Here is a 21659-nt window from a genome sequence, read left to right as displayed (position 1 = left end):
CGACCATTGTTAAACACAACTTGTAACACTTTTTTATTAATTCTTCATTTTTTATCCACTTTTTTTTGGATGATGTATCTAAATATTTCTTTTTTTTGATTTTTTTACCATGCGGTTAATGCATTAATAATATTATTTATTAAGAAAAACTAATGAGTTTGAATATTTTTTAAACAGCAGGGTGCTGCAATAATTATTGTGATATAGGTATCAAAACCTGCATAATAACTGAATAAAAACAAATATGTGAGAATATTTATCATTTATAATAAATCTTTTTAATATCTATTCATGCCGTAAAAGTAGCCAGTTAGACTTATTTTTAAGTGTTTTTTAATTTAATTAGGCTTAATTATCTTACAAATTGTGACAAAATATATTAAAATAAATACTGGTTTATTTTGTGACGAAAAATAATGGAAATTTTGGTGGTGTTTCAAAAAGTATGCTGAAAAAAAGCAGGTTGGATTTTGATAAAATAGAGAAATGCGAATAACTCTAGAAATCAAGTGTCCAGCCTGCCTAAGTGACAGTATAAAGAAAAATGGCACAAAAGTAGATGGTAAGCAAAATTACCAATGTAAAATATGCAGACGTCAATTTATTGGTGATCATGCTCTCAGTTATCAAGGCTGTCACTCAGGTATCAAAACCAAAATATTACACCTCATGGTGCGAGGCAGTGGTGTCAGGGATATAGCAGAAATTGAAAGAGTAAGTATCGGTAAAGTTCTACGGACACTTAGCCAATCAAAATATCAACTTCGAGCACAGCAAAGTCATTATGAAACCCTTGAAGTAGATGAGTTTTGGACTTTTGTTGGTCATAAGCAAAATAAACAATGGCTAATTTATGCCTATCATCGAGAAACAGGTGAAATTGTTGCTTATGTATGGGGTAACCGAGATTTAGCCACTGCAAAACGACTTAAATTAAAATTGAAGCAGTTAGGTGTAAGCTATACATGTATATCAAGTGACCATTGGGATAGCTTTGTTACGACCTTTAAAGAATGCAAACAGTTGATTGGTAAATTTTTCACTGTGGGTATAGAAGGCAATAATTGTCGATTACGGCATCGAATCAGGCGAGGCTTTAGGAGAAGCTGCAACTTCTCCAAAAAGCTTGAAAATCATTTCAAAGCCTTTGATTTAGTATTCTTTTATATCAATAATGGATTCGTTTAATGCCAGCATACTTTTTGAAACACCACCGAAATTTTAAACTTTATAAAGAGTTTCAACACGGTAAACACGTATTTAATTTTGGCGATAATTGCCTTGTTGTTTATAATTTCATTTTTCTACTTTATCCATCCAACCTGATTAGGTGGGAAATTGAAAAAAAGAGGTGAGTATCATATTGATAACTCACCTTTTTTTATAAAACTAGTTTTTATCAAAGTGATGTTGCTTTTTATTCATAAAATTTAATGGCTGAGATTACAAATAGCTAAAGGTTGTATTGTAAATTGAATTTATATAACATACCAACCAACTGGTATCTTTTGATGAATTTATGAATTCTATACTTTTTGCCTATAGTTTATTGGCTATCGCTATCCTCGCTGAAGTAACTGGTTCAACTTTCTTAGTGAAATCCCAAGGCTTCACAAAGTTAGTCCCAAGTTTACTGGTGGTGTTTTTTTATGTGATTTCTTTCTATTTACTTTCTCAAGTGATTAAAACAATTCCATTAGGTATTGCTTATGCAATTTGGGCTGGTGTTGGTATTATTCTCACTGCTTTGGTGGGTTACTTCATTTTCAAACAAAGCTTAGACTTTGCTGCAATTGCAGGTATTGGATTAATTATTTCAGGTGTATTGGTGATTAATTTATTTTCAACATCAGCAGGACATTGATAAAAGCACGAAGCGGGTAAGATTTGAGTATGGATAAAATTGTTGGAAATGCTTATCAACGTAAAAAAGATCCTGAAGGTGTTAAAAAATTAATTTTAGCCAACACGATGAATTTAGTTGCTGAACACGGTGTAAATGGTGTGTCGATTCAAAGTATTGCAACTCATTCAGGTGTAACTAAAGGTGGTATATTTCATCATTTTGCCAATAAACAAGTTTTAATTGAGGCAATGTTGGAAGAGTTAATCCAACAATTGGACCAGCAAGTCAGCCTAGCAATTGAAAAAGATCCAGTCACTTATGGCTGCTTTACTCGCGCATATATTGATGTCACCTTAAGTTCTTCATTTGGAGTCAACACTATATGGAGTGCTTTAAGCATGACATTGATGACAGATAAATCTTACAGTGAGAAGTGGGATCAATGGCTAACACGACGGTTATCTCAACATGCTGAAACTGATTATTCTGTCACATTAAAAATATTACGTTATGCTGCCGATGGGGTCTGGTTTGTAGAAAGTCTATCCCCAAAAATACAGGATAATTATGAGAAAATTAAACAGGAATTATTGTTAAGGAGTTATCCTGAATAGTGATTCATTTGCTCAGATTTTTAAGCAAAATCAATATCTACAAACTAAAATAAAAATTCTAAAAAAAACCAAGCCAATTGATTTTGGCTTGGAATGGAAAAATTATTTAAATCATTGCTTTATGGTTTATTCACTCCCTAAAGTCATTAAACTTGCATTTCCGCCTGCAGCCGCAGTATTGATACTGATCGCACGCTCAATGAGTAATGGTGCAAGTGGAACAATTGTATTGGCATCCGTTAAGTGAGTTATGCCGACAATTGCACCTTTACGTTGCGCAATCTGGGTCTGTAATTCTTTTAGCCCCGCACCTTGATGTAAAACTGCATCAAATTCTCCAGCAACAACATCCTTGATCATCGAAAATTTTTGTTGCAATACTTTTGGCATCGCTTGAATCATTTTTAAAGCAATCGCATCATCACTTAAAATACAGACTTGCGTATTGAGAGACAAAATTGCATTAAATTGATTCAGCAAAGCCTGTTCTTGCTCTGCGATTGCCAATATCCGATGACGTGATACAACATGATATTGATTCAATTCACCTGTTGGGCCCGGAAGCTCATATAAGGCAATCGGTGATTGATACTGATGCAAAGTCCATTGTGAATAATGCTGTTTTGCCCAAGTGTGAAATTCTCTTTGAATCTCAGATGGTTTTAGATTGAGCTGTTCAGAGATATTTTTTACAGTACCAAAAGGATGCTTTGGTAGGGCTGTATGCTGCATTAATTTATATAAATAAATCGGACCGCCAGCTTTAGGCCCTGTTCCTGATAAGCCTTCACCACCGAAAGGTTGTACGCCAACAACAGCCCCTACAATATTACGGTTAATATATAAGTTACCCACTTCCGCATGTTCAATGGTAGTTTGAATAGTTTCATCGATACGCGTATGTAAACCCATGGTTAAGCCATATCCTTTTGCATTGATATGTTCTAACAATTGCTTTAATTCACCATATTTATAGGTAATGACATGCAATACAGGTCCAAAAACTTCACGTTTTAAATCATTAAGATTTGGAAGTTCAATCACCGTCGGAACAATAAATGTGCCTGCATTTAAATCAGATGTTGGTGTTTCATAAGCAAGTTGATGTATTGCATAACCCTTGCTACGCATCATTTCGATATGCTTTTCAATATTCTGTTGCGCTTCAGAATCAATCACTGGACCTATATCTGTTTTAAGCAAAATAGGTTGCCCAATGTTGAGCTGTTGCATGGCGCCTTTAAGCATCTTAATTAAGGTTGCTGCATTGTCTTCTTGAACGCACAATACACGCAGGGCAGAACAACGTTGACCAGCACTATCAAATGCTGAGTTTACTGCATCGATTACGACTTGTTCAGTCAGTGCAGAAGAATCTACGATCATCGCATTTTGACCACCTGTTTCAGCAATTAGCGGAATCGGTTGACCTGTTGGACTCAGACGTTGTGCTACGGTTTTTTGTAAAATCTTAGCAACTTCAGTGGAACCTGTGAACATAATGCCTTGAATACGCTCATCTTGGCTGAGTTTTGCTCCAACTGTTTCACCACGACCAGGAAGTAATTGTACAACTGATTTTGGAACTCCTGCTTCCCATAAGATTTGAATTGCTTGTGCTGCAATTAATGGGGTTTGTTCAGCAGGTTTAGCAATTACGGTATTTCCTGCAACAAGTGCTGCCGAAATTTGTCCAGTAAAAATTGCAAGTGGGAAGTTCCAAGGGCTGATGCATAAAATTGTACCCAGTGGGCTGAGTGTCCCATTTTCCTCAATGCTTTGCATTTGTGCTGCATAGTATCTGAGGAAATCAACAGCTTCACGTACTTCAGCAATACCATTACTATAGGTTTTACCACTTTCACGGCATAGTAAAACCATTAGCTCCTGAATACGCGACTCCATAATTGAAGCAGCTTTGAGCAATAACTCTGCACGAAAATCTTGAGATGCATTTTTCCAATTTTCAAAAGCTTGATGAGCGTTATCTAAGGCCAAATCCACTTGTGTTGTTTCTGCTTCGATCACATAACCAACTAGATCTGCATGATCAGCTGGATTACGAATTTCTTGCGAATTTATTTCTGATAAGTCTCGTAAATCAAGCTGATCGACAAGGCTATAACTGTTCCATTGGTGTTTTAAATAGTACTGAACAGTTTGATTTAAATCCTTTAATTTACTGTCATCGGCTAGGTCTAAACCTTGAGAGTTTTGGCGTATGCCTTGATATAAATTATGAGGAAGTGGAATAGCAGGGTGTTTTAGCCCAATTGCATGTTCTTTTTCTGCAGTATGTAAAATCTCTTGAACTGGGTTTTCAATCAAGTCGGCAATTTTAATATTTTTATCAGCAATACGGTTAACAAATGAGGTATTAGCACCATTTTCCAATAAACGTCGAACCAGATAGGCCAATAAGGTTTCGTGATTACCGACAGGCGCATAAATACGACATGGAATCCCTAATTTTTGATCTGAAACCTTGCCTACTACTTGTTCATAGAGTGGTTCACCCATGCCATGTAAGCATTGGAATTCGTATTGACCAAGATAATATTTTTGTGGATCTGCTAACTCATAAATTGTGGCAAGCGTTTGTGCATTATGTGTCGCAAATTGCGGATACACTTGATCAGGTGCAGCCAATAATTTTTTTGCACAAGCAATATAAGACAAATCTGTATGCACTTTACGGGTAAACACTGGATAGTCAGACATACCGTCAATTTGTGCTTTTTTGATTTCACTGTCCCAGTAAGCACCTTTGACCAGACGAATCATTAAACGTTTTTGACTGCGTTTTGCCAGATCAATAATATAATCCACCACATAGAAACAACGCTTTTGATAGGCTTGGATCACAAAGCCAATACCTTTCCAGTTTGCTAGTTGTGGCTCAAAGCATAAACGCTCAAGTAATTCTAAAGACAGCTCTAACCGATCCGCTTCTTCTGCATCAATATTGAGGCCAATATCATAAGTCTTTGCTAAAAGTGCTAAATTTAAAATACGAGGATAAAGTTCATGATGCACACGTTCGGTTTGAGAACGTTGATAACGTGGATGTAAAGCCGAAAGTTTAATAGAAATTCCTGGACCAGTATAAACATCTTTACCTTCAGACGCTTTACCTATGGCATGAATCGCTTGTGTATAGTCTTCGAAATAGCGATCTGCATCGTGTTCAGTCAGTGCAGCTTCACCAAGCATGTCATAAGAATAACGGAAACCTTTGTCTTCAAGGGTTTTGGCATTGTCCAAAGCCTCTTCGATGGTTTCACCAGTAACAAATTGCTCACCCATCATACGCATTGCTGCATCAACTGCTTTACGGATGATGCCTTTACCTGTACGTGCTAAAAGCGAAGTGAGGATCCCAGAAAGGCTAGTCTGTTTAGGTGTTTCCATCAGTTTGCCAGTCAGCATGAGTCCCCATGCAGCAGCATTGACAAACATGAGATTACTTTGGCCTAAATGATCTTTCCAGTTACCTTGATTAATTTTATCGCGAATCAATAAGTCTCGGGTCGCACTATCAGGAATACGCAATAAGGCTTCAGCTAGGCACATCAATGCAATGCCTTCTTGTGAAGACAATGAAAATTCTTGTAGCAGTCCTTGTACAATCCCTGCTTTGCCTGATGAACTTTTACGGTCACGTAAGCTATGCGCTAAATTAAATGCAATGTCATAGATTTTCTGATTCATCTCTTCAGAAATTTGACTGTGCTCAAGTAAGTTTTCAACACATTCCGACTCAGCAAGACGCCATGCATGATTGATTTTTTCTTCAAAATCAGTTTTGTCTTTAAATTCGGTAATGTAATCCAAACTTGGCAGTAGGTTTGCGTTTAAAACTTGAGGTGAATCCATATTCATTGTCAACGTCCTGTGACTAGCAAATATTTTTGTTGAGCAGATGGGTTTATATAATTTATGATTACAGAATATTTAGTGAATAACTCACTATAATTTGAATAATATTTAGAGAATTATTCTATGGAAAGCGCTTATTTAAACTTGGATCGTATAGATATTCGAATTTTGGATATTTTGCAAAAAGATGGGAAAATTTCCAATATTAAGCTGGCTGAAAAAGTCAATTTATCGCCTACAGCTGCGCTTGCTCGAGTACAGAAATTGACAGGAGAAGGGTTTATTTTAGGCTATGAAGCAAAACTAAATCCAAAAATGTTAGGCGCTAATTTTGTTGTATTTGTTGAGATTCTTTTAGATAAAACCACACCCAATGCTTTAGATGCGTTTTCAGATGCAATCGTACAATATCCAGAAATTATGGCATGTCATATGATCAGTGGTGGTTTTGATTTTTTGGTAAAGATTCGATGTGCTGATATGGAAGAGTTTCGTCGTATTTCAGGGCAGGTGCTATGGCAATTGCCTGGGGTAAAAGAAACGCGTAGTTATCCAGTAATGGAAGTGATTAAAGACAGCTCACAATTACATTTAAATTTTAAAGCGAAAGTAAAGAAATAGAAAAGGGGCATGAATGCCCCAACTCTAATGATTTATTCAAGCACATGAATTTACATGTTTTTCATTTCACGATTATAAATTTGTTCAGCATTTTCAAAACGATCAATCACATCTTTTTCAGGCGCTTTGTCCATTAAACTGACCACAATGATACTGATGAAAGACAGGATAAAGCCTGGAACGATTTCATATAAACCGGTATGTACCATCGTGTTTTTCCAAACAATTACTGTTGCAGCACCGACAATGATACCGATTATTGCACCATTCAAAGTCATACGTTTCCAGAACACAGACAATAAAATAAGTGGACCAAATGCTGCACCAAAACCAGCCCATGCATAAGCGACTAAACCAAGTACCTTACTTTCTGGGTTAAATGCCAAAATGATAGCCAGTACTGAAATAGCTAAAACCATTAAACGACCGACCCAAACCAACTCATTTTGTGAGGCTTTTTTGCGAAGAAAAGATTTATATAAATCTTCAGTCAAGGTGCTTGAGCATACCAAAAGCTGACAGCTTAATGTACTCATTACAGCAGCTAAAATAGCGGCTAAAACAACACCTGCAACCCATGGATTAAATAAAATTTTGGTCAATTCCATAAACACTGTTTCTGGATTTTTTGCCACAATTGCAGCAGACGGAATGTCCGGATGTGCTTGGAAATAAGCAATACCAACATAACCGACAGCAACAGCACCTGCTAAACATAGAATCATCCACGCCATACCAATACGACGAGCATTGGGAATAGTTTTCACTGAATCTGCTGCCATAAAACGGACTAGAATATGTGGTTGTCCAAAATAGCCTAAGCCCCATGCCATTGATGAAATGATGGCGATAAAACTAACTCCTTGGAACATATTTGCGGCATGGGGGCGTGCGGTTTCAATCAATTGATTGACATGTTGTAAATCACCAACTGCCAAGAAAGTCATAATTGGCGCCAAAAGCAATGCAAAAATCATCAAGCCCGCTTGAAATGTATCCGTCCAACTGATCGCAAGGAAGCCACCGATACACACATAGCTGATGGTTGCAATCGCACTGACCCAAAGAGCAGTGGTGTAGTTCATAGCAAAAATACTTTCAAATAAACGTGCACCTGCCACCATGCCTGAAGCACAGTAAATACCAAAGAAGATTAAAATGACCAGTGCAGAAATGATACGTATCACTTTCTTTTTATCACCAAAACGGCTGGTGAAATAATCTGGTAATGTTAATGCATTATTTTGTATTTCAGTATGGACACGTAAACGGCCTGCGACCAAGTACCAATTGAGCCAAGCACCAATAATAAGCCCGATTGCGATCCATGATTCAGATAATCCAGTCAGGTAAATTGCACCCGGTAGTCCCATGAGTAGCCAACCACTCATATCCGATGCACCCGCTGAAAGTGCGGTGACAAAACTCCCTAAACTTCGACCTCCCAAAATATAATCTGAGAAATCGGTGGTTTTTCTATAGGCATATAAGCCAATACAAACCATTGCAATAATATAGAAGATAAACGTTACAACTGTGGGGTTGAGTGAGTCCATATTTAATTCAGTCCTTGTGGAGTAAATCTCCAAGTTTTATTTTTTATCGCATAAGTTTCACGAGCGAATTCTTTCACACAACTAAAAAATATCGCTGTGATTTTTATAAGGTGATTGTGCAAGATTTATGTATCCGATTGTAACTTTAGATACAAATGCAAATAATCAGCAATTTATATCTAAAAAATTCTACTGGGAGTGTTTAAGTGACTGTGGGATTATACTTTACGTAAAGTTACATTGTTAACATTTAATTGATAGTTCCATAAAATTGTTTATCGAAATGACATCTTTTGCTAGTACAAAAGCAGATGAGAAGGAATATTATTATCACTGCACAACTATAGTGCATAAATACATAATGAGCAGATCACATGGAAACGGTTCAACTTGAAGTTACAAGAATAGAAAAAGATTTGTTAGGAAGTAAAGAAGTTCCTATAAACAGTTATTATGGCATTCACACAATCCGAGCTTTAGAAAATTTTAATATTTCTAAACATACCGTTGGAGAGCAAAACTTTTTTATTCGTGCTTTGGCTCAGGTCAAAAAGGCCTCGGCACAAACTAATTTGCAATTTAATACGATCTCTGAAGAAATCAGTGTAGCAATTCAAAAAGCCAGTGATGAACTGATTGAAAATCCGCAAAATTGGAAAGATGAATTTCCAACAGATGTATACCAAGGTGGCGCGGGTACATCGATTAATATGAATACCAATGAAGTTATTGCCAATATTGCGTTAGAGTCTTTAGGTTATGCGAAAGGACGTTATGACATCATCCATCCAAATGACCATGTTAATAAATCTCAATCGACCAATGATGTCTATCCCACAGCATTACGTTTAGCAACTTACTATTCACTGGATTTGTTATTTGAAAAAATCAATAACTTGATTAGTTCACTGACATTGAAATCTGCTGAGTTTCAATATGTGTTAAAAATGGGACGAACACAGTTACAAGATGCTGTCCCAATGACATTAGGGCAAGAGTTTCATGCCTTTGCTACATTACTCAAAGAAGATGTTCGTTTAATTAAAAAAACCCGTGAACTTTTATTAGAAATTAATTTAGGCGCTACTGCGATTGGTACAGGCGTAAATACGCCTCATGGTTATGCTACCCAGGTCAATGAAAATTTAAAAGCCTTAACAGGATTAAACTTAAGTGGTGCAGAAGATTATGTTGAAGCGACCAGTGATTGCGGTGTATTTATTATCCTTTCAAGCACCTTAAAACGTTTGGCTGTAAAACTCTCTAAAATTTGTAATGACTTACGTCTATTAAGTTCTGGCCCAAGAACAGGTTTATGGGAAATTCGCTTACCTGAATTACAAGCTGGTTCATCGATCATGCCAGCGAAAGTCAATCCAGTGATTCCCGAGGTGGTCAATCAAATTGCATTTAAAGTGATTGGTAATGATTTAACCATTACCTTTGCAGCAGAAGCAGGCCAATTACAGTTAAATGTTATGGAACCTGTGATTGCACTTACCATGAAGGAGTCAATTGAGTTACTAATCCATGCAATCCAAACCTTGGATGAGAAGTGTATTCAAGGTGTGGTTGCCAATGAAAAAACCTGTTTTGATGCTGTGATGCGTAGTGTCGGAATAATTACCTTACTTGATCCAATTTTAGGTCATGCGAAGTGTGATGAAATTGGGAAGCAATGTATTGCTGAAAATAAAACCATTCAAGAGGTTGTACTTGAACAAGGTTTATTGAGCCAAGAACGTCTAGATGAAATTTTCTCTTTTGAAAATATGATTGCAGAAATTGCAGTACAGCCATATGAAGAAATCGGTAAAGCAGGCTAATTGTTTGAATTACGGCTATTGATCCGTGTAAAAAAGATCTGATAGATACAGCATTTGGGTGCTGTATTTTTATGCATGGTAAAAAAAGTAAAGTTTCTTTATAATTCAACAAAATTTAAAATCACCAACAAAAGTCAATAATCTATGAATAATAAACATTTAATTCTCGCCTTAAGCTTGGTACTTCTTTCTGGATGCGCGAAAAAATCGGAACAAGCTGCTGAAACTTCAGCAGCTGCTCAAGATGCACAAGTCGTTGCTCAGGATGCTGTTCAAGCGGCTGATGCCGCAGAAAAAAGTACTGAGCAAGCTAGTGAAAATTCTGTTGATACTACACCTCTGACTGAACAAAAACCTGAAACTATTTTAAGTACCGATGTCAGCCAAGCAGAAAAAGCACGTCGTATGGTGCGAGAAGCACAGGTTAATTTCACAGCCAAAGATGTGGTGAAAACTGCTTTAGAAATTGATAAGCTCACTTTTCAAGCGGGTGGCTTTATAGAGCAGAAAAATATCAGTTTTGATGTACTCGATGTAAAAACACAAAAAATTGCGGATGGTAAAATCCGAGTTTTTGAAAAAGTTGATCCGCATGCTGAGATCATTGTCAGAGTACCGAGTGATAAAGCTGCGATATATGTCAATCAGTTATTGCCATTGATGTACTTTTTAAATCAACAACAATATTCTGCTAAGCGTTTTGAGTTAAAGCTTTTAGAAGAAAAAATTGGACAAACGCAAAGCGTTCCAAGTGATACCAAACCATCACAGCTGAATGAAATTTCCCGTTTAACCCAACTTGAAGTTCAAGATCGTGTGCGTTTTAGCACGATTAGTATTGCCATTAAGCAACCTGCGATGGTGAGAGAAAGTCTGGATGTTGATGTTGCTGCTGTGACACGCTTAAACGGTGATAGTTTTTGGAAGCGTGCTTGGGAAGGTGTTCAATATGGCTGGCAATTTATTTTGGATTTATTGGTTATTTTAGTCACCATTTGGCCTCTTTATTTACTGGTATTTATTGGCTTGATTATTTATCGAGTGATTAAACCTGTAATGAATAAATTATTTAATGATTCATCATCGACTAAAGCGCCTAAAGATGTAACAAAAGATCAGATGAATTCTACAGATGAAAATGAATAATTTTGCTTAGTGCTATGCTGTAATTTTTAAAACCAGTGCAATTGCACTGGTTTTTTAATGTGTTGTCAGTTTTTCAAAAAGCTGTTGCATCCCTTCAGTCGCACTCATTTTTAAACATTGATATTGTTGGGGAACACGCTCATAACTGGCTTGTGGATCAATATAATATGCATCACAGTGTTCTGGAATCTCGTGTATCAAACTAGCCACAGGGTAAACGGTTAATGTGGAGCCGATAACAATAAAAATATCAGCATCACGGATTATCTGTACTGCTTCTTCATAAGCAGGAACTGCTTCACCAAACCAAACCACATGGGGGCGAAGTGGATATCCTTCAGGACATTTATGTTGTTCTAGATCCAATTGCCAACCATCTATAGGATAAAACTGAGTTGTGTACTGCGAATTGGGTTTAGAACTTTTAGCAAGGCGAATATTGCCATGTAAATGAATAACTTGTTGGCTTCCAGCACGTTCATGAAGATCATCAATATTTTGAGTAATGACAATGACATCAAAATGTTGTTCGAATTGAGCAATGATATTGTGTGCTTGATTAGGGTGGGCTTGGAGAATATGTTGACGTCGTTCATTATAAAAACGTTGCACCAATGCAGGATTACGCTCCCAAGCTTCAGGTGTAGCCACCTCTTGAATATCATAATTCTCCCATAAGCCATTACTATCTCGGAAAGTGCTGATTCCACTTTCCGCACTCATTCCCGCACCTGAGAAAACTACAATTTTTTTCATAGGATAAACAATTAAAATTTTTAAAATGCTAACATAAATATTGTGAAATATGACTGAAACGTTTTTTATTGGAATTAATTTGTTATAAAATAATAGTCAGTCATACTTCGATCATTTCGAATATTTTTTATAAAAATCAAATGTACTAGAAATAAGTTAAATTGGAACAGCATGGAAACACGTGATATTGTCAATGCCCCTGAAGTAAAAAAGACAATTGTAGAGCGTAGTCAACGCCGGAAAGATGATCCAGAAATTACCCAATGGTTTGAAAAGAAATTCTTTGAATATGTGATTAAACAATTTAATCCAGTTTTTCATGTAAATTCGGTCTCTGCTTGGAAAATTTGTCAACTTCCGCAGCCCATTCCTACATGGTTTTTGAACAAGCTTGAACAACAGCCAGAACATCAGATGTTGTATGTTGATCCTTTACATGAACAGATTTTGGAGCTGGAAAAGCCCATTTTAGAGTTTTTTAATTCGCGTTTAAAAAGCAATTTAAAAGGCAAATTCATGAAAATGACCTATGAGCAAGTGTTAGAAGCTTGGCATAAAGATCATGAAGCAATGAAAAAGCGTTTAGAAAAAGGGCAATGGGACAGCAGTGAGCAGGCAATTGATGAAGTTTTAACTGTAAATACAGGCAAGTTTATTGAAATTACGGCAACAGGAATGTTGTTACGTAAGGAAATGGCATTTGAATCACGTTATATGCAGCACTGTTTAGGGCAGTTTAGCAACCTGATTGAATTGAAAGATGGCTATGGTGAATACTATGTGACGCAAAAAGAGCAGGGGATATTTCGTTATTTTAGCTTAAGGGATTCAAGCAATAAGCCCCATGTAACCATCAGTTTAGAATGGGATGGTGAAGCCTGGTGTATTGAGCAGATTAAGGGTAAGCAGAATCAAGCACCAGTTAAGAAATATGCAGATGATGTCTTATTATTTTTAAATCATATTCAACCAAATAATAATCACAATCCTGATTGTTTAAGCATGGGAATCGTCTATCAACCTGAGATAAATGAAGATTTAACCAATCATGTCAATCAAGCCTTATATTTCTATTTTCATGAATTAGATGATCCTTGTAAAATTGAAACGCTGTTGATGAAAAATCATCATCTATTGGAACAATATGATCATCAAACCAATGTGATTCAGCATCTTTTACTGGGACTAAATCGTCCAGAACATATCAGGCACTCATCAGAAAAATATATAGAAGAAATCCTTGCTTATACAAATCAAAAGCAAACTGAGAAAAAATTTGATTTAAAGGTTGAGTTAAGTCAAGCAAAGTCAAAGAAATCGCTGTGGAGCGTGATCTTTAAGCCTTATTTCTGGTTGCTTCAGACTTTATATGGTTTAAGCAAGATTCCATTGCTTGGTTGGATGATTAAAATTATCGTCTATATCATTGCTTTGCCTTGGATGCTGTTAAATTTAAAGCAGGACAATCGTAAGCAATGGATGCTTGCAACTGGTGATCTGATTTATTTTCGTAATCATATTCAATGGTATCAGGTGGATAGCTTAACGTTAGCGCATTTTGAACAGCATCCAGAAATATATAAAAACCATTTAAATCAATTGTTAAATATCAAACAGAAAAAAGCAGGTTCTAAAGAGAAACAGATTCGTTATTTTTTAAATCAATATTTTCAAATCGCTCAATTAGAAAATCTTTATTCAAGTAGTGAATTTGGTACTGCAAGTTATTTAAGAGATATTTTGGTGTTTAGCCATATTCAAAAAATATTTACTATACGGTTATTGGTGCAGTTCTATGAATTACAGGAATATGATGCATGGCAATACATTGTTGCTTCATCGAATATTATTCAAGACTGTTGTTCTAGCTGGCAGGATATGGGCGAGAAATATGTCGCAGGGCGTGAGCTGTATTTGATGTTTAAACATTCAGATTTTGAAAATTATGATCGCTCTGCAAAGCAAGACTTACACTTATATCAATCCATATATCCCAATAATTGGTCACTTTATTCATGGAATATTGATTTATTCTCAACCCATAATAAAAACAAAGTAGCTGAATGATGATTAAATCTGAATATACCCATGAAGTATTTCGTAAAGATATCCATTGTCCGCAAGGTTTATTGGAAAGTAAAAACTATGCAGAATTGGAAGATTTTTTCAATGTGTTATGGCAAAGTCGAAGTCATAAATCGCCGCAGCTTTGGGAAAATGAATGGTTTGATCAGCCCAAACAAATGTTTAAGGACATATTCTTAAATCATGGCGTAACTGCATTAAAACATATCAATGAATGGCATTTGGCTTTTCCAGAAAGTTTTTTTCCTTATATTGTTCGTGTGCGTTATTGGGCTTTTTGGGCAGCGGAATATCGTGGGCAAGAATGGTCAAGCAATGTTACAGATGAAATGTGGGATTGTGCAAGAGAGGCGCAAAAGCAGTTGTATGCTTCCGCAATGCAAGCTTTTGCATTTAGTTCGGATACATGGACAATTGCGCTGCATCTATTAAATTCGGCAGTTCACTTGGATGAACCCGAGTGGTTTTCTGAGTGGATGCTTAGGCGTCGATATCCTTCAAATTTAGTGCATAAAATAAATGCTTCAGCCCAAGCAATGGCGCAGAAAAGTGGCTTAAATCAAGATTTAAAAATTGATCTACCCCAAGATGTACCTCAACTTTTACTAAAATATCTAAATTTGAAAGAAGAAATTGATTTACCTCAAGCTGATGCTGCTTTTTGGTTAAAAATATTTATTGAAGAATCAGGTTTTGGCTTGCTTGCGGTAAGAGATTATTGTTGGTATCTATTGCCAAGATGGGGACACGATCATCAGGCCATTATTGATTTTGCTCAGTCGGATTGGTGTCAACATTTTAGTGAAATCGAAAAAAGTGAATTAAATTATATCGTATGGTTTGATACGCTTGATACGAGTTTTGATAAAGATCAAACACTTGAAATAAAAAAATATATCCAAAAAGCCCAAGCAATCTTAAAACGCCCCTTAACGGAACGTAATCGAGCAGTTATCTATTTAAAATTGGCGTATTTTTATTATCTGTTAGATGAAAATGATCCAAGAATTTTATCTTGTTATCAAAACGCCGCAGATTATCCTGTATTTGATGAGTATGATCTTGATCGTGCAACTTATTTTTGGCGACATAATGCTCAAGATTCAGATTTTTTAGGCCGAATAGCGTTGTCCAATCGGAAGCATCTTGCCAGTGCTGCGGTTCTTTATGGTTTTCTATGTCAACATGGTTGGTCAAGTGTTGAAAAAAATCCATTGGTTGCTCAATCTTGGTATGAACAGGCAAAATTATTGGAAGCACCAAAAGCTTATCCTGAAGGGCGTTACTGTTGTTTTTTTCGTGTCGCAAACAACTTTGATGATGATCACGGATATATTTTTATTATAGATTTATTACATCAAGGTGCAGATTTAGGCTTTGTGTATTGTTGCTTTAGTGCTGGTTATATTCACTCTTTGGCTGAACATGCCTTATATGATGTGAAACAAGAACTGTATTATGCAAAAAAAGCAGCAGATCAAGGTCATTATATTGCCATGTATAATATGGGTATACATTATCTAAATTTAAGTATGGATGAAAATCAATCTCAACCTAAAGAATATTTAAAAAAGAGTTTAGGGTATTTTGAACAGAGCCGATTAGGTTTAGAAAAGTCGCAACAAGACCATCGTTATATTAATTCTGATTTGCTGAATGATTTAATTGATATTTATGTCACCCGCTTATTTAATTTTAGCTATTATCCTGAAATTGCAGAGCAAATGATTGCAGTTTTAAAAACAAAAGCACATAAACGCCATATTGCTGCAATGTGTGCGATCGCAAGACTGCATTTTGACCCTAAAAATCGACCTCATTATTATGACTATGTTGAAGCAGTTACATGGTGTCAGGCGGCATATTTACAAGCTCCAGAGCAGGAGCTTGTAAAAGAAGTTTTATATGAAATTATGGGAAAAACCAAGCGCAGTATCAAAAAGTATAATCAAACAATTGCCAGTATCGCCGCTTCAAACATACCTGGGCGTCAAGATGTTTTAATTTAGTTGGTTTCTGAGGAGTGAAATATGAAGCTAAAATATTTTAAAATTGATTATTAAGTCCATAATATAGAACATAATGCTTTTGACCTTAAGATCATGACATTAAAAAAGAATGAAAGGCTTCTAATTTCATGATTTATTTTTAAATTATTCAATAAATTTAATTTGATTAATAAAATAAAAGGACTCATCAGCACTTGGACCCATGACTCGATCTGCATTCTTTTCAAATTGAATATCTGCTTGGATTTTTTTTTCAATATATTCCTTTTTTAAAATTTGTCCGCTTGTTTCTTCATCATGGTCAAACCATTGCCCGCACTTTTGATTGCAATATGCATAAATAGTTTTACCTTGGATGTTTTTCAACAGTAAACCATTATCATCAATTCCACCACCATTGACCAATATATAGTTTTGAGTTTGAGCATTGGCAAAATGACTATACGAAATACAGATAAGAATAAGCAATATCTTTTTCATCTTTTCCTCAAGGTTTAATACGACTTTATTGTATATACGCGGATATTTTACAATAAAAGGCGTGTATTAAAAGAAAAGGTCTGTAAAACAGACCTTAAAATGCAGAGGCTAATGATCATGGTGTAAATATTTCGGCTGTTTAGGTAATTGCATGCTACAGAACAGACAAATAATCAGCATGACAATCACATAAACAAAAAAGCTATTTTCATGACCGAGGTCTTTTAACTTTAATGCAACTGCAGGGGCAGAACCACCAAAGATTGCATTACCGACTGCATAAGCAAAACCAACCCCAAGGGCTCGAATATGTGGTGGAAACATTTCTGCTTTAACTAAACCACTGATAGAGGTATAGAAACTGAGCAACATCATTAAGAAGATCAGTAACAAAGTCACAATAAACGCTGAACCACTAAAATATGGCATCGCAATGACCATTACAGGGTAGATAAAAATAGCACAGCTGGTACTGAAGAGCATCATTGAAGCACGACGACCAATTCGATCTGCCAGCATTCCGAACAAAGGTTGCGCACACATAAACACAAATAGGGCAATGGTCATCATATAGCCGACGGTTTTGTCTGCAAATCCAAGGCTGGTAATATAGGTTTTTGAATATACGGTGATGATGTAAAAACATAAAGAACCCGCTGAGGTATAACCAACCACCAGCAGAAAGGTATTCCAGTTCTTGCTGAGTAATTCTTTTAAACTGCCTGAACCCTCTTTCGCACTATCATTTTCAGATAAAGTTTCTTTTAAATGTCGTCGTGCAAAGAATGAAAGAATGGCAACAACACCACCAATAATAAATGGAATACGCCAGCCTCCATCCATTAACTGTTCTTTGGACATGAGTGCCAACATGATTACACCCAAAAGGCTTGCTAAAAGTTGTCCGCCAGACAACGTCACATACTGAAAAGAGGAATAAAAACCACGTTGACCTTTTAATGCAACTTCACTCATATAGGTTGCAACAGTACCATACTCACCACCTACTGAAAGTCCTTGTAGAAGTCGTACAGCCAATAATAGAAATGGTGCTGCCATACCGACTTGATCATAAGTAGGGAGTGCTGCAAATAAAAATGAACTGATTGCCATTAAGGTAATAGAAATAATCATGGATTTTTTACGTCCATAGGTATCGCCAATCCAGCCAAAGAGCCAACTGCCTATGGGCCGCATGAAAAAACTAGCAGCAAAGACACCCCACACATAAATTGCTTTTGTAGAGTCATCCATATCTGGAGCGGTTAATGCGTGGGTGAAATAGGTTGCGAATGCTGCATAAATATAGAAATCAAACCATTCCACCAAGTTACCAGAAGCAGCCCCAACGATAGCCATGACACGATTACGTTTTTCATGTGGCTGATATATATGTGTTTCAGTCATAAAATATCCTTATTATGCTGCTGCGATTTTTATGCTTTAAAATGTGAAAAATTAATTTTTTTGCATTTCAAACCATTTAGATTTTGCATTTCAATTTTAAAATTAAACGATTATACAAATACGGTATTGGTACAAAAAATACACAGCTTTATACAGCTATATCTATAAATTAATGCAAGAATGTTCTTGTTTTAATTTGCATAATATGAGAATTTATTGATTAATTGCATATTGTGAAAATGAAAAAAATAAATAATTATCAGAAAAGATTAATAGATAAATCTAGTGACTATTTAAATTAAATAGTTTTGGATGGGAAGTATATAAAAATATCACACAATAAGTTCAGCTTTTTTTGAAAGGAAATAATGGATCGAACTTTTGTTTTATTAAATTTATATAAAAATAATTTTAAATTATATTATAGCATTTATGCAAAAGTTGAATTTCATAATATGTACTCTAAATTATAAAATATTATAAAAAAATCAATAAATTGAGATTCACATGAAAAGTCTCCTATGGTAGACAAAATATTATTTTTTATTATAAAGTAATATACAACTTAAAAAAACTACACAATAGATTATGTTGAATAATATTTATTTTGCTTTAGAAAAATTGGGGCTAACAGCACAGAATAGTACGATCCATGTTCTATTTTCAAATCCATCTTTAAATGATCAAGTGTTCCTGCAACGTATTGATGGGACACATGCACTTAACTTAGGCATTAACCTACAATTAACTTGTCTATCTACATCAGCAAGCATTGCTCTAAAAAGCTTTGTTGGTAGTCAAGTGGCCGTGGATATTGTTAATGACAAATCTGAGCTGAATCGAATTTCAGCGATCGTAACCAAAGCCGATGTAGGTGCCAGTGACGGTTCTCTTACAATTTATCGCCTTACAGTAGAAGACCCCACAGCGCTTTGGAAATATCGCAGAAACTCCAGAGTGTTTGTGAATAAATCTGTTGTTCAAGTTGTGGAGGTTCTATTTCAAGAATGGCGAGAGCGAAGTCCATTGTTTGCCTCAAGCCTGACTTTGGATAAAACTGGTTTAACCAAAGACTATGATGTCCGACCATTCATCATGCAGAGCAATGAGCTCGATTTTGACTTCATTCAACGGTTGTTGGCTTCTGAAGGGATAAGCATCTTAGTCGATGAAGCGCAGCATAAAGTTTCAAGTTCTTCAGAGCAGATTCAACCACAGATACTACGTCTAATCGATCATAATGCACAATACAAAGCACTAGATCGCCGTAGTATCCGTTTTCACCGTAGCAGTGCTGTAGAAAGACAAGATAGCATAACGGCATTTACTGGTTTACGTTCTATTCAGCCTACGGCTGTACATGTACAAAGATGGCAAGCGGATGCTTTAGAACAAGAAGAAGGTGCAGGTTCAGTTCTTAGCAAGCATAAGCATTCAGCCAATCAGAATGTGGCAAGTTTAGCTTTAGAACAGGCATTTCATGTCAGTCCTGCATGGATACAGGACTTAAAAGGTGAAGATGGTGTAACCAAATCTGGTCATGTCCAAATTGAAAAGCTCAATGAAAACTTGAGTAAATATTTCGATCTACAAGCCAAAAAATTTATTGCTATTTCTACAGTAAGAGATGCATATGTGGGGTATTGGTTTGAATTTAATGAACATCCTGAAATAGATCAGCATTCAGGTGCAGACAAAGAGTTTTTGATCACCTCAAAGACATTCTATAATCAGAATAACTTGCCTAAAGACCTGAATGATCAAGTGACAGCATTACTTAAACAAAGTCATTGGCAATTGAACAATATCATCACCAATAACAAAGATGAACGTCAAGCCAATCAGCTTGTATTGCAACGTCGAAACATCGACGTCGTTCCTGAATATAACCTACTGCAACAACGACCTATAACACATCCACAACGAGCAAAAGTTGTCGGGATGGATGGGGAGGAAATTCATGTCGATGAATGGGGACGTATCAAAGTACGCTTCTTGTTCACTCGAAATTAAGACCACACCCATGATGGTGGTGCAGGTTCAAATGACAATGATACAGATTCGGCTTGGGTCGATGTACTGACGCCTTGGGCAGGAGAAGGCTATGGGGCACTATTTTTACCGAGGGTTGGAGAGATCGTCATGATCTCTTTCAGTAATGGTGACATTGACAGACCCTTTGTGGTGGGACGAATTCATGAAGGGTGTCGTTATCCGACTAAGTTTGATGACAAAGGCAAGTTGCCTGACACAAAAAAATTAGCAGGGATTAAAACTAAGGAATATCAGGGCAGTGGCTACAATCAACTTCGCTTTGATGATACGACCAACCAAATAAGCAGTCAATTACAGAGTAGTCATGCGACAAGCCAACTCAACTTGGGTAATCTCAGCCACCCAAAAGAAACCGAGACCAGTGAAGGGCGAGGAGAAGGTTTTGAGTTAAGAACTGACCAATGGGGTGCGGTGCGTGCAGGGCGAGGTTTATTGCTATCAACCTATCAACAAGTGCAGGCCAAAGGTAATCATCTTGATGCAGAGCCTGCCAAGAAACAACTTGAAGGCAGTCAAATCAGAATTAAAGCACTCAGTGATATTGCCAAGAACCAAAAGACCGATGAAATAGAGTCAGTTGAGCAACTAAAAGTATTTGCTAAACAGATCCAACAAGAAATTGCCAAATTTAATCAAGCCGTGCTTTTACTTAGTTCACAAGATGGGATTGCTTTAAGCACTCCTGAAAATATCCATTTATCTGCGGATGCTCAAATTAATCAAATTGCTGGTGATAGTATTAACTTTAGCTCGCAAAAAAACTTGATTGTGCATGCAAAAAATAAAATAAGTTTATTTTCAGTGATGGATGGCATCAACTTTATCGCAGCACAGGGTAAATTTAATATTCATGCGCAGGCGAATGCTTTGGAACTATTTGCCAAACTCGGGATCACGATATCTTCGACAGAAGACAAAATTGAAATCAATAGCCCGAAAGAAGTTCAGATTACGGGGAAATCCTCAAGGATTACCTTGAACAGTACAGGAATTCTATGCGAAACAGATCGTTTATTTGAAGTAAAGTCTGGGCAACAGAAGTTTCAGGGAGGACAGAAAGTTAAAACTGAAATTCCATTACTCCCAATCATGAATGAAATTAAATCTTTTACGAATAAATGGGATTTTTATAACTTATTTTATGAAAATAAATTTTCAGAAGTTAAATATAAGTTAATCAATACTAAGAATAGTACCTACATTTCAGGAAATTTAGATGCACATGGTCGGACTCAACGTGTAGATACAGTTGAAAATCAAGATTATGAAATTCTCATAGGAGCAAATGAAGCATGGACTGTATCTATTGATGATGGCAATGAGAATAATGATTTTGAATATCACTGTAACTGTGAGGCACATGATCAAGAGATATAATT

Annotated in this window: 13 protein-coding genes and 1 pseudogene; 9 read left to right on the top strand and 5 right to left on the bottom strand. The window is 36.1% G+C overall.

What is annotated here, in order from left to right; all coding sequences use genetic code 11:
• The first annotated feature begins 486 nt into the window (after nt 1-486).
• From AC4CUY_RS11000 to AC4CUY_RS10990, 3 genes are all read left to right on the top strand, one after another.
• Nucleotides 487-1188 carry an IS1 family transposase gene (locus tag AC4CUY_RS11000; protein ID WP_004282341.1) on the top strand — a complete coding sequence of 234 codons (702 nt, stop codon included), beginning with the start codon at nt 487-489 and terminating at the stop codon, nt 1186-1188.
• 331 nt (nt 1189-1519) lie between these two features.
• Nucleotides 1520-1864, top strand: a complete 345-nt coding sequence (locus AC4CUY_RS10995; RefSeq protein ID WP_336950915.1) for a DMT family transporter — start codon at nt 1520-1522, stop codon at nt 1862-1864.
• Between the two features lie 29 nt (nt 1865-1893).
• Nucleotides 1894-2460, top strand: a complete 567-nt coding sequence (locus AC4CUY_RS10990; protein ID WP_336950916.1) for a TetR/AcrR family transcriptional regulator — start codon at nt 1894-1896, stop codon at nt 2458-2460.
• Nucleotides 2461-2586: 126 nt separating this feature from the next.
• Here AC4CUY_RS10990 and putA read toward each other — a convergent pair whose 3' ends face one another.
• The gene (gene putA / locus AC4CUY_RS10985; protein WP_490774117.1) at nt 2587-6342 is read right to left on the bottom strand and encodes a trifunctional transcriptional regulator/proline dehydrogenase/L-glutamate gamma-semialdehyde dehydrogenase; all 3756 of its coding nucleotides are present in this window, start codon (nt 6340-6342) and stop codon (nt 2587-2589) included.
• Nucleotides 6343-6462: 120 nt separating this feature from the next.
• Here putA and AC4CUY_RS10980 point away from each other — a divergent pair, with 120 nt between their 5' ends.
• Nucleotides 6463-6960 carry an Lrp/AsnC ligand binding domain-containing protein gene (locus AC4CUY_RS10980; protein WP_336950918.1) on the top strand — a complete coding sequence of 166 codons (498 nt, stop codon included), beginning with the start codon at nt 6463-6465 and terminating at the stop codon, nt 6958-6960.
• A gap of 50 nt (nt 6961-7010) precedes the next feature.
• Here AC4CUY_RS10980 and putP read toward each other — a convergent pair whose 3' ends face one another.
• Nucleotides 7011-8516: a sodium/proline symporter PutP gene (putP, locus tag AC4CUY_RS10975; RefSeq protein WP_336950920.1), complete on the bottom strand. Its 1506-nt coding sequence runs from the start codon at nt 8514-8516 to the stop codon at nt 7011-7013.
• A 374-nt stretch (nt 8517-8890) separates the two neighbouring features.
• Between putP and aspA the strand changes: the two genes are divergently transcribed.
• Together aspA and AC4CUY_RS10965 are read left to right on the top strand one after the other, a co-directional pair.
• Nucleotides 8891-10342: an aspartate ammonia-lyase gene (gene aspA / locus AC4CUY_RS10970; RefSeq protein WP_490774116.1), complete on the top strand. Its 1452-nt coding sequence runs from the start codon at nt 8891-8893 to the stop codon at nt 10340-10342.
• Nucleotides 10343-10486: 144 nt separating this feature from the next.
• Nucleotides 10487-11488, top strand: a complete 1002-nt coding sequence (locus AC4CUY_RS10965) for a DUF4349 domain-containing protein (protein WP_490774115.1) — start codon at nt 10487-10489, stop codon at nt 11486-11488.
• 54 nt (nt 11489-11542) lie between these two features.
• Here AC4CUY_RS10965 and AC4CUY_RS10960 read toward each other — a convergent pair whose 3' ends face one another.
• A complete protein-coding gene (locus AC4CUY_RS10960; protein ID WP_336950923.1) occupies nt 11543-12244 on the bottom strand; it encodes an SIR2 family NAD-dependent protein deacylase in 702 nt (233 codons plus the stop codon).
• A gap of 171 nt (nt 12245-12415) precedes the next feature.
• Here AC4CUY_RS10960 and AC4CUY_RS10955 point away from each other — a divergent pair, with 171 nt between their 5' ends.
• Nucleotides 12416-14311, top strand: coding sequence for a DUF1266 domain-containing protein (locus tag AC4CUY_RS10955; RefSeq protein WP_490774114.1), 1896 nt, complete (start codon nt 12416-12418; stop codon nt 14309-14311).
• Nucleotides 14308-16338, top strand: a complete 2031-nt coding sequence (locus tag AC4CUY_RS10950) for a DUF4034 domain-containing protein (protein WP_490774113.1) — start codon at nt 14308-14310, stop codon at nt 16336-16338. Before AC4CUY_RS10955 ends, AC4CUY_RS10950 begins: the two co-directional genes overlap by 4 nt.
• Nucleotides 16339-16482: 144 nt before the next feature.
• On the opposite strand, the gene AC4CUY_RS10945 is transcribed toward AC4CUY_RS10950, so the two are convergent.
• Both AC4CUY_RS10945 and AC4CUY_RS10940 read right to left on the bottom strand, forming a co-directional pair.
• Entirely contained in the window at nt 16483-16818 is a 336-nt protein-coding gene (locus tag AC4CUY_RS10945; RefSeq protein ID WP_336950926.1) for a hypothetical protein, read from the bottom strand.
• Between the two features lie 108 nt (nt 16819-16926).
• Complete coding sequence (locus AC4CUY_RS10940; RefSeq protein ID WP_336950927.1) at nt 16927-18225, bottom strand: MFS transporter; 1299 nt, start codon at nt 18223-18225, stop codon at nt 16927-16929.
• A 588-nt stretch (nt 18226-18813) separates the two neighbouring features.
• On the opposite strand from AC4CUY_RS10940, the pseudogene AC4CUY_RS10935 reads away from it, so the two are divergent.
• A pseudogene (locus AC4CUY_RS10935) lies at nt 18814-21657 on the top strand (type VI secretion system Vgr family protein).
• Nucleotides 21658-21659: the final 2 nt, after the last annotated feature.

Source organism: Acinetobacter sp. 778_lipA (assembly GCF_058242985.1).
The sequence above is the reverse complement of the archived record's forward strand: the minus strand, read 5'-3'. Positions and strand labels throughout refer to the sequence as shown.

Coding starts and splice junctions, on each gene's coding strand:
- putP (WP_336950920.1), bottom strand. CDS start 8,516: ATGGACTCACTCAACCCCACAGTTGTAACGTTTATCTTCTATATTATT.
- AC4CUY_RS10960 (WP_336950923.1), bottom strand. CDS start 12,244: ATGAAAAAAATTGTAGTTTTCTCAGGTGCGGGAATGAGTGCGGAAAGT.
- putA (WP_490774117.1), bottom strand. CDS start 6,342: ATGAATATGGATTCACCTCAAGTTTTAAACGCAAACCTACTGCCAAGT.
- AC4CUY_RS11000 (WP_004282341.1), top strand. CDS start 487: ATGCGAATAACTCTAGAAATCAAGTGTCCAGCCTGCCTAAGTGACAGT.
- aspA (WP_490774116.1), top strand. CDS start 8,891: ATGGAAACGGTTCAACTTGAAGTTACAAGAATAGAAAAAGATTTGTTA.
- AC4CUY_RS10955 (WP_490774114.1), top strand. CDS start 12,416: ATGGAAACACGTGATATTGTCAATGCCCCTGAAGTAAAAAAGACAATT.
- AC4CUY_RS10990 (WP_336950916.1), top strand. CDS start 1,894: ATGGATAAAATTGTTGGAAATGCTTATCAACGTAAAAAAGATCCTGAA.
- AC4CUY_RS10950 (WP_490774113.1), top strand. CDS start 14,308: ATGATGATTAAATCTGAATATACCCATGAAGTATTTCGTAAAGATATC.
- AC4CUY_RS10965 (WP_490774115.1), top strand. CDS start 10,487: ATGAATAATAAACATTTAATTCTCGCCTTAAGCTTGGTACTTCTTTCT.
- AC4CUY_RS10945 (WP_336950926.1), bottom strand. CDS start 16,818: ATGAAAAAGATATTGCTTATTCTTATCTGTATTTCGTATAGTCATTTT.
- AC4CUY_RS10940 (WP_336950927.1), bottom strand. CDS start 18,225: ATGACTGAAACACATATATATCAGCCACATGAAAAACGTAATCGTGTC.
- AC4CUY_RS10980 (WP_336950918.1), top strand. CDS start 6,463: ATGGAAAGCGCTTATTTAAACTTGGATCGTATAGATATTCGAATTTTG.
- AC4CUY_RS10995 (WP_336950915.1), top strand. CDS start 1,520: ATGAATTCTATACTTTTTGCCTATAGTTTATTGGCTATCGCTATCCTC.